Genomic DNA, 15,455 nt, shown 5'->3' on the forward strand with positions numbered 1-15,455 from the left:
GGCCAGCGGGGTATCGTCGGCCGACAGGCCGTTGCCGGTGATGTCGGTGTATTTGTGGCCCGAGATCGAGAACAGCTTGAAGTTGTCGAAGTCGAGCCCGGTCTGGTTGGTGCCAGAAGTGCCGGTAATGCCGTAGCCGGCAGCACCGACCGTCTGCACATAGCCGTTCGGCAGGACTTCATAGACCTTCTTGCCGGCATAGCTGGCGTCAAGCCCGCCGAATGACCAGCTGCCGTCGGCGGCGGTCACGGTCTGGTTGGCCGCGCCGTCGTCGTTGGCCCCGTTGCCGTTCTTGTCGATGAAGATCGTCACGTTGGCCAGCGGGGTATCGTCGGCCGACAGGCCGTTGCCGGTGATGTCGGTGTATTTGTGGCCCGAGATCGAGAACAGCTTGAAGTTCCCGAAGTCGTTGTTGTGGCTGGACTGCCCCGCTGCCAAAGTGACGGTGTACTCGCCCTCTGGGGTGTTCGGCGCATCCTGCGTCCATCCCGCTTGCGGCACCTCGCGGATCGTGTAGGTGCCGGGCGTGACGGTGAATTTATAATACCCGTTCGCGTCGGTGACCGCAAACGGCTCGCCCGCATCCAGGTGGTTGTTGTTGTTGGCATCGAGATAGATCGTCCAGCCGCTGAGAGCCGGCTCCCCGGCCTCCCAAATATGGTCGGTGTTCAGGTCGTTGAACTTGTGGCCATCGATCACCTGGCCGATCTGGCGGTTCCATTCCTCGAAACCGGAATTAGCCGCCCAAGTGCTCGGCTCCGATTCGTTTGGCCCTTGATAGCCGCCGGCTTGATAGCCGAACGCAGAATAGAGATAGATATAAGGCTGGCTCGCATTGAAATCGGCGACCGGAACCAGCAGCGACATGTCGGTGGTGTTGCCGCTACCCGGCTGGAGCTGGCCGTTCAACCCAACAAACGTATCGCCGCCGCTATCCATATTGTAGATCAGCGAAGCGTTGTCGGCCCCCGGGAAGCCGCCCGTACCCTGTTCCGGGGTCGCTCCGGGATCGTAATCATGCAAATCAGCGGTAGGTGCCTGCCAGATCTGAAGTGTATCCAATGAAAGGTTCTGAGCGACGCCTTTGTTGGCCTGATTGATGTCAAGATCAAACCGATAGTAGCCGACACCATCTACGAATTGAATCGGAATGTCGGAAATATTCAGTGAATGAATGAAGTTGGTGCCGCCCTTTCCGGCATTATCCAGGACGAAATCGTTAAAATCCGTATTATATCCCTGCTCCGTAGTGCCGTTTCCATGAGCCTGGACTTGGGAGAAAGGAGCAAGCAGACCCGTTCCGGCACCGATGACGAGGTTCGAGGACGAAAAGAGTGCACCGTTAATCGTTACGGTGTTTTCAAAGGTCAGATCGTTGGGTGGCGGGTTAGGCGGCAGCGCATCGGTAAAGTTCGCCGTTGCCGAGGCGCCGGAGGCAGCGTCGGTCGCGGTCAGCACGAAGGCCTGGTTCGCCGCGTCGGCATTGACATACCATGAGGTCTTGACCGAGCCGTTGACGATCCCATCCAGGTCGCCGACGCCACCGTCGGTGACGGTCCAGGGCGTACCGGTTCCGGTGAGATCATAGGCGAGCACATCATCCGCGGTGCCGAGGATCCCATCAGCGCCTGCGGCGATGTGGGCGACCTGGAACGTGAACGTGCCGCCGTCCGCGATATCGGTGGTCGTGATCCCCACCGTCTCGCCGGGCACGTAGTCCGCATCCGCATGATCGAGCGAGACTGCAAGTGGCGGAACGGGATCGGTGCTTCCCGTCGTGGTGGGATCTGATGTCGCAAGCAGATCAGTCGTCAGATTGTCCGTAATATCGCTAGAGGCCATGATTTTTCCCCTTAACTTTGAATGCGGCACCGTCGGGTGCGGTTACTTATCGTCGTTTCTATTTTCATTTCCCGCCTGAGGCGGGTTTTTTACTGTCTGAAGGCTCTGGTGATCTGGTCCTGCAACGGCTTCACGAGGTAGGACATCACCGAACGGTCCTCGGTCTTGATGAAGGATTCCACCGGCATGCCGGGCACCAGCTTGACCTCGCCGAGGCGCGCAACCTGGGCGGCGGTCGTCCTGATGCGCACGGTGTAGTAGCTGACACCGGTGCGCTGATCGGTTGCGATGTCGGGCGAGGTCCGCTCGACCACGCCGTCGATCTGCGGCGTCGTGCGGGTGCTGAATGCGGAAAAGCGCAGCGAGGCCGACTGGCCGACCCATAACTTGTCGATGTCGCTGGGCGCGATCCTGGCTTCCACGGCAAGGCTGTCATTGTCCGGCACGACCTGCATGATCGTCTGGCCGGCCTGAATCACGCCGCCGATCGTATAGGCGAGCGACTGTTGTACGACGCCGTTCTGCGGCGCGCGAACGTCGACCCGCTTCAACTGGTCCTCGGCGGCGACCTTGCGCTCCAAGAGCTCGCCCATCTTGCCGTCGATGTCGCGCAGGTCGCTGTTCACTTCGGTGCTGAGGTCAAGGTCGATCTGGATGATCTGCAGCTTGATCTCCGCGATCTTTCCTTGAGCCTGCGCCTGCGCGGCAACGAGCTGGCCGCGTTCGCCATCGAGGCGCGTGGCTTCGCGCTCGGCCGAGGTCAGGCGATCGATGGAAATGAGCTTCTTGGCCCAAAGCGCGCGCACCGAAGCGAGCTCCTTTTGCTCCAGCTCGATCTCCTTGCTCTTGGCATCCGCCTGTGCGACGTCGCCGGCGATCTCCTTCTCGAGTTGGGCGATGCGTTCCCCGAGCTGGCTTTTCTGACCGGCGCGGGACATGCGTCGGGTCTCGAAATGCTGCTTCTCGCCAGCCACCGCCTCGGCGACGTCGGGATCAGCGACGCGATCCAGAAGATCATTCGGGAAGATGATGGCGTCGCTGCCGCGGCGCTCCGAATCGAGACGGGCCTTACGCGCCGTGAGCTGGTCGAGCGCCTTGCTCACCACCGCGAGATTGGCGGCCGGCATGGTGCGGTCGAGGCGAAGCAAAAGGTCGCCGGCCTTGACGCGGTCGCCGTCGCGGGCATCGATCTCGGCAATGATGCCACCGGTCGCATGCTGAACGTTCTTGACGTGAGAATCGACGACGAGCGTGCCGGGGGCGATGACCGCGCCGGCAATCTCGGTGACCGAGGCCCAGCCGCCGACGCCTCCGCCGAGCAGCAGCACGGCTCCGAGCCCAAGCCTCGTGTAGAAGCGGATCGACGCATGCGAGGCGCCCGACGGAGTCATGTCAGTTCCCTCCCTCAGTTCCGTTAGCGACAGCCGGGGCGCCGGATTCCGCGGCCACCCTCAGCGTTGGACCGGCGGCCGGTACGGGCCGCAGCGTCGGGAACATCTTGGCGAAGACCTCGTCCTTCGGTCCGAAGTCGTGGATGCGCCCCTGATTCATCGCCAGGACAAAATCGACCGCCGTCAGCACGTTCGGACGATGGGCGACGATGACAACCACGCCGCCGCGTTCGCGAACGCCAAGCATGGCCCGGATCAATGCCTGCTCGCCATCCATGTCGAGGTTGGAATTCGGCTCGTCGAGCACCACGAGGAACGGATCGCGATAGAGCGCGCGGGCGAGCGCAATACGCTGGCGCTGTCCGGCCGAAAGCGCCTCGCCATGCTCGCCGATCTCAGTCTCGTAGCCCTGACGGAACCCCACGATCAGTTCGTGCGCGCCCGCGGCCTTGGCCGCGGCGATGATTGCATCCGCATCGGCGTCCGGCTCGAAGCGGGCGATATTTTCGGCCACGGTGCCGGCGAACAGTTCCACATCCTGCGGCAGGTAGCCGATATGGCGGCCACGCTCTTGTGACGACCACTGGTCGAGATCGGCGCCGTCCAGCTTGACGCGACCGCTTACGGGCTGCCAGGCCCCGACGAGAGCCCTGACTAAGGTCGACTTTCCCGAGCCGCTTGGGCCGATGATACCCAGCCCGTGGCCCGCCTCCATGGCGAAGCTGGCATCCTGCACCAGCAGCCGCTGGGTTCCCGGGGCCACGATGGCGGCGCCGTGCATCATGACATTGGCGTTTGGCGCCGGCAGCAGCATCGCTTCGGCTTCGGCGGGCATAGCCGCAAGCACCCGGCTCAGCCGGTGCCAGCCCTGGCGCGCGCCGACGAACCCCTTCCAATTGGCGATCGCGAGATCGACCGGCGCCAGTGCGCGGCCGCTGATGATGGAAGCGGCGATGATGACGCCCGCCGTCGCCTGCTCCTCGATAACCAGCCATGCGCCAACGCCGAGCATGGATGACTGCAGCAGCATGCGCAGTACTTTCGAGACCGCGCCGAAACTGCCGGCAACGTCGCTCACCTTGCGCTGGTCGGCAATGTATTCGAGGTTGGCATCTTCCCAACGTGCGGCAAGCCCGCCAGCCATGCCCATGGCGGCGACGACTTCCGCATTGCGGCTGCCGGCCGTAATCAGCCCGCTACGCCGGTTCCCGCTCAAGGTTGCGGAAGACACCGGTTTTCGCGTCAACCGCTCTGCGAGCAGGGTCAGCAAGACCAGAACGATCGCCCCAAACAGCGCCGTCACGCCAAGCACCCAGTGGAACATTAAGATGATGATCAGATAGATCGGCATCCATGGAAGGTCGAACAGCGCCGTTGGACCCATGCCGGACAAGAAGCCGCGCACGCTATCGAGATCCCGCATCGGCTGCAGGCTGTCACCCTCGCGCCCAGCCTTCAGCGGCAGTCTCAGCGTCGACGTATACACACGGTGACCAAGAGCCTCGTCGAGAGCGCCGCCGATCCTAACCAGAACCCGCGCGCGCACGAAATCGAGAAAGCCCTGCCCGCAGTAAAGGATGATGAGCAGTATCGAAATGCCGACGAGCGTCGGCAGGCTGCGGCTCGGCAGCACGCGGTCATAGACCTCGAGCATGTAGAGCGAGCCTGCGAGCATCAGCAAATTGAGCATGCCGCTGAACAAGCCGACCGCAAGGAAGGCCGACCGGCAGCTGGCAAGCGCCGCGGAGAGCTCCGAGCGAGCGGAGCCGGCCGGCCGCCGGCCGATCGGTCTCGCCGACGGCTTGCCACGTGCCACGGTCGGATGATGTGCGTCGCCGATGGCATTTCGTACGGCGTCGCCGCGAGCGCGGAATATGGCCAGGCAACCGAAACTCGCTATCGCCACCGCGCCGAGCATCGAGCCCGGCGATGTATGCCGGCCGGAACCCAGGAGAAAGAAACTGACGACGCATGCGATGAGGATCAAGCCGAAAAGCTTGATCTTTGCCTGCTGCGATCGAAACGTTGCCTTGCCCATCATTTGCAGACCGACGCCTTACTGAACTCCACAGTCGCAGCTTTCCTTGCACATCCCGGACACGTAAGCCGCCGGGATTGGCATGTCGGCCGCGCAAGGCGGCTAACTACCCCATGCCGAAAGGCGTGCGGCGCCCAATTTTTTGCGGGAGAAGAAGGATCAGAGCGCCACGCGAACCGCGCACAACCATTCAATCCGGCCCTGAGCGGCCAGCCGATGGCGGTACACGGACGAGCGTGGCTAAATAATAATGGCTGCGACGACTATAAAAGCCGCGCTTCGTACCTCCCGCCCCAGTAGCGCCGCAACTCATCGTAACCGATGAAAAATATTAGCAGCACCTTATATTAACAAATCCTTAACTCTACCGGTGCCGTGCGTCAACGGGAAATTCAATGAAGACTCAGTGACAAGCCTCAAGCTTACGCCTCGTTGTCCTCGATCACATGCCCAGCGACGCTGCTTATCGGCTGCGATAACAGCCTACCCATGAGCTTGATGAACATCGACACTGCATCGTCGGTGAGCTTCTGGCCACATGGCGGCGCTCATTCGGCCACCATGGAAGTGGTGTGGATGCCGGTGTCGTTGATCAGGATATCAATCCGGCCAAGTGCCCCTTCCACCTTCTTGACAGCACGCGCCGTCGGGTCGAGCGCGGAGGTCGGCTCGTGTAGGACAACGAGTTCGGCTTGGTGACCATGGCGCGTCCAATGCCGACGCCCTGCTGTTGGCGGAGGAAAGCTCGGATGGATAGGGGTCCAACATGGCAGGCGCCTTTCCGCGACCGGAGGCGCCGTCAATGCCCCCAAGTCTCATCGACTTTAGATTCTGGAAAGGCACGATCAGCCTTTCGTTGCAGCCGCGACGAGATATTTTTCCCGAGGGAAAGCTGATCGCGATCATGCAGCCCCCCGCACAGGCGGTGGGCATGCCGGTCGCGCGCTCAGCGTGTAGAGCCATGCCGAACAGATCGTGCGGTTCGTCAGGGTCGGCCAGCGTGTCGGCGATCCTGGGGCTCAGGGCAAGCGACGTCTAAAGGGAAGGTCCCAGATGGATGGGACTGCCGTCGCTGAACCGGGACAGACGGAACCTGTGAAGGCTGTGTCCTGTCTCGTTGCCCTGGATCAAATCGGACAGGATACGGCCCATGCCAGGCCCTATGCCGAAGCCATGGCCACTCATCCCTGTCGCAATGGCCAGGCCGGGAACCGCGGCCGCGCGGTCGACAACAGGCACGACGTCCGGCATCGCATCGATCATGCCGGCCCATCTGGCCTTGAGCGGCACCGCGTCGAATTGCGGGAAAAGGCTCCTGAAGCCGGCGTCGATGGCGCGAAGGGCCCTGGCCTCGGGAGCAGGATTGAGAACGCGCATCCTTTCGAACGGGCTTTCCTTGTCCGCATCCCATTTGCGTGGGGTCGACCAGGCGTCCGGATAGGCACGGGGTGCCGCCGGCCGGTAGCGCGTGCCGAACGGACTTGCCTTCAGGGCGGGCAGATATTTCGGTGCGTGGCGAAAAGCGTCCGGCCCTACATAGAGCAGATGGCTGCCTCCCGCCGCCAGCGTATACCCGCCATCCTTTCTACGCCGGAACGCGATGTGTTCGTCCGCGGCGGCGCCCGCGTAGATTTCCGGCATAGGCGCGGTCGCCACGACGGTCGTTCTGACACTGAGCTGCGGGATCGAAACTCCGTGCGCGCGCAGGAACAGCGATGTCCACGCGCCGCTGGCGACAAGCACGTTCGATGTGGCAATGCGGCCTCGTTCGGTCCAGACGCCGCTGATGCGCCCAGCGGAGATATCGAGCATGCGTGCGGCACAGTTCTCGATGATGGTGACACCCTGGCGAGCGGCCAGGCGGGCAAGCGCCGGCACAGCGACCCAGGGCTCGGCACGCATGTCCGACGGCGTGGTCATGGCGCCCTTGAAGGAGCGCGACATGGTCGGAATCAGCCTCGCGGTCTCACCCTGGTCGAGAAGACGTGTGTCGACGCCGTGAGCTTCGGCGATCTTCAGGAACTTGGCGAAACCGGCCATTTCCTTGTCGGTGCGCGCAAGGTAGGTAACGCCCGTCTGCGTCAAACCTATGTCCTCGCCGGTCTCCTCGGCCAGTTGCCGCCAGAGACGCTGCGCTTCGATGACGATGGGCAGTTCGTCCGCATCGCGGCCCTGCTGGCGTATCCAGCCCCAGTTGCGCGAGGACTGCTCGGCGGCGATGCGCCCCTTCTCCAGCAAAGTCACCGGTATGTTGCGCCGCGCCAGGAACAAGGCCGCGGTCACGCCGATGATGCCGCCGCCGACAATCACGACATCCGACGTCTTCGGCAGCGGCGCTTGAAACTGGATTGGAGTGGCTTCAGTGAAGGGGAAGGTCGTCAAAGAGCATTGTCCTTTTGGTACGCCACGGCCCTGCACCGATGGCTGGTCCTGGCGGCGCGAGAGTCGCTCCCCTGGGACGTCGGCAACGCGTGAAGAGAGCGCTGGTCAGCACTACACGGCCGAACTCGGAAATCTGCGTGCCAGCACAATGAAATTGTTGGCCACCGTCGAGGCACTGCCGCGCCCGCTCTGTCGCAAGCTGGTCTTCGAGAAATATGTCGACACCATACCGATGAGCATCGAACGCATCGAGGCGGACCTGCGGCGCAAGGTCAAAAAAAGCCGGCGAGGAAAGCACCGTTGCTTAGCCGGGCAATGATGGCCATGGCATGATGCCGCAACTCAGCTGTTTGGCTCTCGAAGCGCCGCCAGATCAATCTCGGTGACATGCCAGCGGCCAAGATTTGCCGTGTAAAGTTTGTCGCCCTTGAAGGCGATGTTGGTGGGGTGCGCCAGCGTGGTTGCCGCCGGGTCCTCGATCAGCACTTCGAGACCTTTGTCGACGCGCCAGCGATAGATGCGGCTTGGCTCGTAGCACGAGATGAACAGCGAGCCGTCCGGCGCGAAGGCGACGCCGTCGGGAACGTTGTGCACGCCATCGACGACGACTTTTCGCGGCCCTGCCGTGCCGTCGGCATGGATCGGCACATGGCTGATGCAGGCTGCATCGCTTTCCACGACATAGAGGCCGCTCTCGTCCGGCGCCATGGCGATGCCGTTGGCGAACGACATGGCCTCCCGACACCACAGACCGCCCTCGCCCGTCTCAAGGTGGTAGCGGAAGATGCCCGAGCGATGATCCTCGCCAATGCTGTCGGACACGTAGAGCCAGCCCCTTGCCTCATCGACTATGGGATAATTCGGCACACGGATGCCGGACGACGCGAAGCGCTCCATCTGGCCTGTCGCGGCGTCCCAGCGGAAGATCGCGGCATGCCTGAGATCGCAGGCAAAGCAGTTCCCCGCGCTGTCGAAGGCGATGCCGAGCAGAAAGCCGTCCGTGCCACCCATGCGCTCGACCGAACCGCCATCGGGGGCGAGCCGCAGCAGGTCGCCGGTTTCGGTGCCGCACCAGATCGATCCGTCACGGTGGACCGCAACGCCCTCCGGGTGCGCGACGCGCGGACTGGTGAAGATGCCGTCGAAGAAGACGCGCGCGGCGGACATGTCGAGCAACGGCTTGGCCATGGGTCCTCAGCTTTCGGTAAGCGATCTCTGGGCGGCGATACAGCGTGCGACCATGGCGCGGTCGGCCGCAAGAATCTTCGCGATGAGCGCACCGCGCTCCTTGGCGCTGACGAATTCCAGGCGACGCAGGCCGAGTGGGTCGATGCGGTTTCGCAAGATGGCAAGCGCCTCCCCGGAAGGCAGCGGAACCTCCCGGCAATCGGCGCCGAATGTCACCGCGAAACCGGTGGCGTCGCGGATCTGCTGGTACGTAACGCCGGGCATGATCTCGACGACGGTCAATTCCCTGGATATCTGATCGAGCCGGAAGACGCAGAGATCGGTGAAGACCAGCGCCTTGCCGGTGCGATAGCCCATCGGCTCGCGCTCGGCCGGCGTCAGCAGCCCACGGGCGGAGCTCGCGATCTCCACCTTATCCACCAGTGACTGGACCGAATGGCGTGGGAGATAGAGCAAATAGTCGCGATGCATGTTGGCGACGTCGGCCATGCCGCCCTGCCCCGGCAGCCGGATCGGGCCACCGCCCGGTTTGCGCAGTTCGATGGTGTTGACGCGGCCGCGCCGGTCGACCTGGGCGGCGCCGACGATCTCATGGGTCACCGCACCCGCCTGATAGTAGGTCGAATAGGTGTCGTCGCCACCGGCATGCGCTACCGCCGTCTCGCAATCCAGGCTCTCGATCAGCGACAGGATCATCGGGCTCGGCGCGATGTCGAGGTGGCCGCAGCTCATTGTCGCGATGATCATGTCGGGCGCGTGGGTAGCCTTGGCCAGCCGGTAGGCGACGTTGGCCAGCGGCGACACCGCGCCGGCGCTGGCAAAACTCTCATTGTCGAGCTCGGCCGCGATACGGGCGGCAATGATCTCGTCGATGGACGCTTTCATTTCGCCGTGCACCGGCGTGGGCATCGCGACGACCGTTTCCGCACGAACCTTTGCAGCGTCTTGAAGCGGCGCCGGAACACCTTTGGAAGGCAGGCGCAGATTGTCCTCCAGTGGTGTTTCCCGGGCCGCGAATGCCTCCGCCAATCGCTGATAGTCCGTGACATAGAATGGCAGGCACGAGGCCGGATAAGCGCCGCCGGGCGCCAGCGCTATGGCCGAAACCTGGTTGCGGGTGAGGATGCTCTGGCGCTCGTCATGCCGAAGCGTCCCGACCGGCACGATCTCCTCGACCGTGACCAGCACCTGTCGCGCGGCTCCCGCCATGGCGAAGTCCAAGGCGCGCGGCCCGATGATCTGCACATTGCCGCTTTCATCCGCGCGCTGGGCGTGGACGACGAAACTATCGAGCCGCAATGGTGGGATGAACCCGGTGGCGGCTCCGGAAATCGGATCGGACGCAGCATGCGCACCTGGCACCCGCGCCAGCATGTCTGATCCCCGCGGAAGCTGGAACGGCATGGATGGCAGGTTTTGCTGGGCGGCGCGCAGCGCCTGGATCATCGCGAGCGCCGTCCAATCGCGAACCGGAATGGCACCGCTCTCAGCGGCGGCACGGAACCGGGGCGGCAGGCCGAAAATGTCGAGGCTGGAAAAGCAAAGGTCGATTTCCGCCACAGCATCTGCTTCGAGCATCAGTTCGAGCGGCAATCCACCTGCCCAGCATACGTAGTGCAAGTCCTTGGCGCCCGATTGGGCTATCGCACGCAGCAAGGCGATCGGCAGCCGGGCGAAATGGTGGCCGCCGACGCCGAGCGAGCCGCCTTGGCCGACCATCGCGGCCAGTCCGGCGACATCAGTGAAACGCGGCCGGTTCGGCTTGACCAGGGACATTGCGGCACGGTTCGTCACAGCGCGGATGCCTCGATGCGATAACGGGTCACGAACGGTTGTTCTGGCGAGAAGTCCAGCGCCGTCGCGATACCGGATTGGGCGATGGGATTGTCGGCCTTAGCGGTTGCCGGGCCGAGCCCGAAGGGCGAGCTGACCGGCTCGATGCCGATGGCGACATGGCGCCCATTCCAGGGAGCCGCCTTGCGGCCGCGATTGGAGTACCAGAGCAGGAGGCTTGGGAAATGCTCCTTCTGCCACCCAAGCGTCACCCGGTACCCGTCCTCATGGTTGGCGAGCGTCGCCATGCCGTCGACGCCTTCGATCTGCAGCAGTTCCTCGGTGTCCGCGGCCAATGGCAGGCGCGAGGCGTCAGCCATTCCGCCGCCTCGGGCGGGCACGCTGCTCAAGTCGGCGAACGTCGAGTTCCGGGCAAACAGCTCAGCACCCGGTTCGACATCGTGAGGATAGGTACGGCCCTGCTCGAAGTGGCCGAGTTCTAGCGTGGCCGCGCCCGTCTCGAAAGGCAGCCGGAACACCGGATGCAGGCCGATCGGCAAGCGGCAGGCGCGGCGGACGACGACCTTGAATTCAATGTCGATGGCTGGCGCTGATTGATCAGGTGTTATCGTCCGTTCAACCCGCTCGACAGGGCTGCCCCGGGGATAGTCCAGTATCAGCGACAGCGACCCGCTCCGGTTGTGGTGCCAGCTCCAGTCATGGTTGGAGCTGTGGCCATGGACCTCTTCATCCTGTTCCGGCGGCCCCATGACGCGTGCCCAATTCCCGGGCCATTCGTCGGCAGGCACCGAATAGCCGAAGGGCACGCAAGGCCATTCACCGCGCAGTTTACGCAGGATACCAGGCAGCGCTCCCGCCTCCGGTTCGTTCGACCACGGTGCAACGTGCATTGGCGAGACCTGCCGGCCATCGGGCAGCAGGAACGTGACCGGCGCCAGCATCGCGCCGAGCCGCTGGACGGTCAGCGCGCCATGCGCCCAGCCCAGTCCGCGATACTCGTCGTTGCCCTTCACGGCCCGGCCTTCTTCACAGCACTCCTGTCGGCGAATTCCCTGACGCGTTGCTGGCCGATCTCGCCGCGATAAAGATCGCCCAGTATGTCGCGCTCCATGGCGAGGCCGTCGGCCAGATCACCCGACATGGCATGCGCGGTCAGCGCCTTCAGCCCTTCGATGGCGGCGGCGGGCTCGGCGGCGATCATCCCCGCCAGTTCCAGCGCACGCGGCATCAGCCGGTCGACATCGACGATCTCATTGACCAGCCCGGCATGGACGAATTCCGAGGCCGGCACGATGGCTCCGGTCATCAGGAGAAGATTGGCGCGGTTGCGGCCGAGCTTGGCGACGGTGCGCTGCGTGCCGCCGCCGCCCGGGATCAGCCCGAGCTTGATTTCCGGCAGGCCGAGTTTGGCGAACTGGTTGGCGATGACGATATCGCAGCACAGCACCAGCTCCATGCCGCCGCCCAGAGCGAAACCATTGACCGCGGCGATCACCGGTCTGCGGTTGTTCTCGATTGCCGCATACATGCGCGTGCCGGCAGCCTGGAACGTGTCGAATTCGGGGCCGGTTTGCGCGGCATATTCCTTGATGTCGGCACCGGCCATGAAGCCGCGCCCCTCGCCGGTCACCACGATCGCGCCGATGCCCTCCTCGGCCGACAGAGCCTCGAAGGCCTCGGTGATCTCGCCTTGCATCAGCCGGTTCATGGCGTTGAGCTGGTCGGCGCGGCGGAAGGTGACGATCGCGACGCGGCCGGCGGTTTCGACGGTGAGTGTCTGGTAGGCGCGCATCGTCAGGCCGCATCCACGGTCATGTCGCCGGACGCTTCCAGCGCCGCGATCTCATCCTTCGACAGGCCGAACTCGGCCAGGATCTCGCGGCCGTGCTGGCCGACCAGTGGGGCCGGCCGCTCGATGGTCGCCGGCGTCTCGCTCATCTTGACCGCGGGCGCCACGACCCGCACCTTGCCCCCACGAGGGTGATCGTAGCTGGTGATCATACCCATATGCGTGACCTGCGGGTCCTCGGCCGCGCGGCGGATATCCTTCACCTCCGCGCACCAGATGTCGGCCGCCAGAAGCCGCGCCAGCAAATCCTGCGTGCCGAATTTCTTCGTCTCGGCGTTGACCTTCTCGAACACCTCGTCGCGCTTGTCGAACAAGGTCTTCAGGTCGTCATAGAGGGCGAGCTGCGGTGCCTCCAGCACTTCGTACAACGTCTTGAACGGGCTCATGGCGATTGACACGTAGCTGCCGTCCCTCGTCTCGTAGATGCCGAACGGCGCCTGCATGCCGGGATGGCCGATGCCGGAGTTCGGGCGCACGAAATCCTCGCCGAGGTTGAGCACGGCGACATATTCCTGGTTGAGATGCGCCAGAAGGCCGGCCAGCAGGTTGACCTCGATCTTCTGGCCCTTGCCGGTCTTCTCACGATAATAAAGCGCCGACAGGATGCCATAGACCATGTTCATGGCTCCGATCTGGTCGGCGAGGCCCGCGCCGGCGGGAACCGGAGCCTGGTCACCACGGCCAGTGTTGGCGATCAGCCCGGCGAGCCCCTGGATCAGCATGTCCTGGCCGGGGCGTTCGACATAGGGGCCTTCCTCGCCATAGCCCGAACCCGAGCAGTAGATGATGCGCGGATTGACGGCCTTGAAGTCCTCATAGCCATAGCCGAGCTTGGCCAGCACGCCGGGGCGGAAATTCTGCACCACCACGTCGGCGCTCTTGGCCATCTCCATGACGATGGCATGGACCTTGCGGCTCTTCAGGTTCAGCGCGATCGAGCGCTTGTTGCGGTTCCAGGCGAGGAAGTTCGGGCTTTCCGAGCCGCCCACCCATTTGGCGAAGAAGGTCATGCCGCGGAACATATCGCCGGCGCCGGCGCGCTCGACCTTGATGACATCGGCGCCCATGTCGCCGAGCAGCTGCGTGGCGAACGGCCCCTGCAGCAGATGGCTGAAGTCGAGGATGCGGACGCCTTCGAGGGCCTTGTTCATTTCATGTCTCGTTTCAAAGTTTCAAAGCAGTTCGGGAACGTAGCGCGGCGCGGCGGTCAGTCCGCCGTCGACGCGCAGATCAGTACCGGTCGTGAAGCCCGCCGCGTCGGAGGCGAGATAGACGGCCGCCTCTGCCACTTCGGAGGGCTCGCCGATACGGCCGAGCGGATGCATTTTTACCCAGGCCTTGGCGAGGTTGCCGCCGATTTCCTTGATCAGTCTGTCGTTCATCGGCGTGTTGATGGTGCCGGGCGAGATCGAATTGACGCGGATGTTCATCGGCCCGAATTCGACCGCCATCTGGCGCGTCATTGCCATCACCGCGCCCTTGGCGCCGGCATAGGCGGTCCAGCCGTCGAGGCCGATATGGCCTTGTGCGGAAGCCATGTTGATGATCGAGCCGGACTTCTGCGCGATCATGTGCGGCAGTGCATATTTGCAGCCGCGAAACACGCTGGTCAGGTTGACCGACATCAGCCGATGCCACTGCTCGTCGGTCATTTCGTGCACGGGCATGCCGCCGATGGCGATGGCGGCATTGTTGACCAGGATGTCGAGACGCCCGGTCTTCTTCACGGCACTGTCGATGAGGCCCGCGATATCGGCCTCCCGCGAGACATCGCAATGCACATAGTCGGCCCGATGCCCGGCTGCTCGCAATACCGCCGCAAAATCCTCGCCCGCGCTATCGGCGATGTCGCCCAGGAAGACGTGCGCCCCTTCCCGCGCCATGGCCTCGGCAATCGCATGGCCGATGCCGTCCGCGGCGCCGGTGATGACAGCGGTTTTTCCGTCGAGACGAGCCATATCAGCCTCCGTTCGCGCGCCGGCGTTTCGCCTCGTCGAAGGCGACGGCCGCAATGATGATCATGCCGGTGATGACCAGCTGCCATTCGGTGGGCAGGCCGAGCCCGCGCAGACCATTGGACAGGAACTGCAGGATGAGCACACCGAGCGCCATGCCGGTCAGGCTGCCGATGCCACCGGCAAGGCTGACCCCGCCAAGCACCGTGGCGGCCACGACCTGGAATTCGAAATTCAACCCCGCCGTATGCTGCGCCGAGCCGACCCGCGCGGCCAGGATGATGCCGGCGACCGTCGCCAGCAGCGCGCTGATGATGAAACAGACGAATTTGACGCGCCGCACATCGTAACCCGCCAGACGCGCCACTTCCTGATTGCCGCCAACGGCGTAGATCTGTCGCCCGAACGGCCGGTGCCGCATCATGTAGCCGAAGGCAACAAGCAGGATTATGGCAATGACCGCCGAATACGGCATGATGTTGAACAGCCGGCCATCCGACAGCGCGATGAAACTGTCGAGGCTGGCATCGTCCGGGATCGCGCGTTGGCCGGTGTAAAGATAGACGCCGCCGCGCATGATGAACATCGTGCCGAGGGTCACGATCAGCGAGTTGATGCCGGCATAAGCGGTGAGATAGCCGTTCACCGCGCCGATGATCAGCCCAAACAGCAGCGCACCACCGACACCGAGGAGAAGCGAGTTGGTGTCGTTCATGATGATGATCAGCGGCAGGGCGATGGTTGCCAGCAGCGATCCTATGGAGATGTCCACTTCGCCGGAGATGAAGACGACCGCGCAGCCGATGCCAGCGATGAGCGGCAGCGAGGCCTGGCCAAGCACATTGGTCAGGTTGCGCACGGAAAAGAAATTCTCGACGGTGACGGAGAAGAACGCCAGCACCAGGATGAGGCAGACAAGCAGAGCCAGCTCCTGCCGGGCAAAGAGCCGCGCCAGCGTGGATGGCTGGGTTTTTGCGGAAGCCGTGCTAGCAAGGCTCATCGCTTGCTCCCTTCGA

Annotated in this window: 12 protein-coding genes; 1 reads left to right on the plus strand and 11 read right to left on the minus strand. The window is 63.7% G+C overall.

Annotation, left to right across the window (positions count from 1 at the left end; all coding sequences use genetic code 11):
* From FJ930_RS23660 to FJ930_RS23675, 4 genes are all read right to left on the minus strand, one after another.
* Positions 1-1,842, minus strand: a 1,842-nt coding sequence (locus FJ930_RS23660) for an SdrD B-like domain-containing protein (protein ID WP_210245376.1), incomplete at its 3' end; no start/stop codon positions are given.
* Between the two features lie 89 nt (positions 1,843-1,931).
* A complete protein-coding gene (locus tag FJ930_RS23665; RefSeq protein ID WP_140747290.1) occupies positions 1,932-3,233 on the minus strand; it encodes an HlyD family type I secretion periplasmic adaptor subunit in 1,302 nt (433 codons plus the stop codon).
* A gap of 1 nt (position 3,234) precedes the next feature.
* Positions 3,235-5,274, minus strand: a complete 2,040-nt coding sequence (locus FJ930_RS23670) for a type I secretion system permease/ATPase (RefSeq protein WP_246677002.1) — start codon at positions 5,272-5,274, stop codon at positions 3,235-3,237.
* Between the two features lie 1,032 nt (positions 5,275-6,306).
* Positions 6,307-7,653, minus strand: a complete 1,347-nt coding sequence (locus FJ930_RS23675; RefSeq protein ID WP_141840327.1) for an FAD-binding oxidoreductase — start codon at positions 7,651-7,653, stop codon at positions 6,307-6,309.
* Here FJ930_RS23675 and FJ930_RS23680 point away from each other — a divergent pair.
* Positions 7,634-7,972 carry a hypothetical protein gene (locus FJ930_RS23680; RefSeq protein ID WP_141840328.1) on the plus strand — a complete coding sequence of 113 codons (339 nt, stop codon included), beginning with the start codon at positions 7,634-7,636 and terminating at the stop codon, positions 7,970-7,972. The genes FJ930_RS23675 and FJ930_RS23680 overlap by 20 nt on opposite strands.
* Before the next feature lie 23 nt (positions 7,973-7,995).
* Here FJ930_RS23680 and FJ930_RS23685 read toward each other — a convergent pair whose 3' ends face one another.
* The 7 genes from FJ930_RS23685 to FJ930_RS23715 are packed head-to-tail and all read right to left on the minus strand — an operon-like array spanning position 7,996 to position 15,439.
* On the minus strand, positions 7,996-8,841 hold the full coding sequence (locus FJ930_RS23685; protein ID WP_141840329.1) for an SMP-30/gluconolactonase/LRE family protein: 846 nt from the start codon (positions 8,839-8,841) through the stop codon (positions 7,996-7,998).
* A 6-nt stretch (positions 8,842-8,847) separates the two neighbouring features.
* Positions 8,848-10,617: a CoA-transferase gene (locus FJ930_RS23690; protein WP_141840330.1), complete on the minus strand. Its 1,770-nt coding sequence runs from the start codon at positions 10,615-10,617 to the stop codon at positions 8,848-8,850.
* Between the two features lie 14 nt (positions 10,618-10,631).
* A complete protein-coding gene (locus FJ930_RS23695) occupies positions 10,632-11,648 on the minus strand; it encodes a hypothetical protein (protein ID WP_141840331.1) in 1,017 nt (338 codons plus the stop codon).
* On the minus strand, positions 11,645-12,427 hold the full coding sequence (locus FJ930_RS23700; RefSeq protein ID WP_141840332.1) for an enoyl-CoA hydratase/isomerase family protein: 783 nt from the start codon (positions 12,425-12,427) through the stop codon (positions 11,645-11,647). Before FJ930_RS23700 ends, FJ930_RS23695 begins: the two co-directional genes overlap by 4 nt.
* 2 nt (positions 12,428-12,429) lie before the next feature.
* A complete protein-coding gene (locus FJ930_RS23705; RefSeq protein WP_141840333.1) occupies positions 12,430-13,635 on the minus strand; it encodes a CaiB/BaiF CoA-transferase family protein in 1,206 nt (401 codons plus the stop codon).
* A 21-nt stretch (positions 13,636-13,656) separates the two neighbouring features.
* Positions 13,657-14,442: an SDR family oxidoreductase gene (locus FJ930_RS23710; protein ID WP_141840334.1), complete on the minus strand. Its 786-nt coding sequence runs from the start codon at positions 14,440-14,442 to the stop codon at positions 13,657-13,659.
* 1 nt (position 14,443) lies between these two features.
* Entirely contained in the window at positions 14,444-15,439 is a 996-nt protein-coding gene (locus FJ930_RS23715) for an ABC transporter permease (protein WP_141840335.1), read from the minus strand.
* Between the last annotated feature and the right edge of the window lie 16 nt (positions 15,440-15,455).

The sequence above is a fragment of the Mesorhizobium sp. B2-4-15 genome, from assembly GCF_006658505.1.
Lineage (GTDB): Bacteria > Pseudomonadota > Alphaproteobacteria > Rhizobiales > Rhizobiaceae > Mesorhizobium.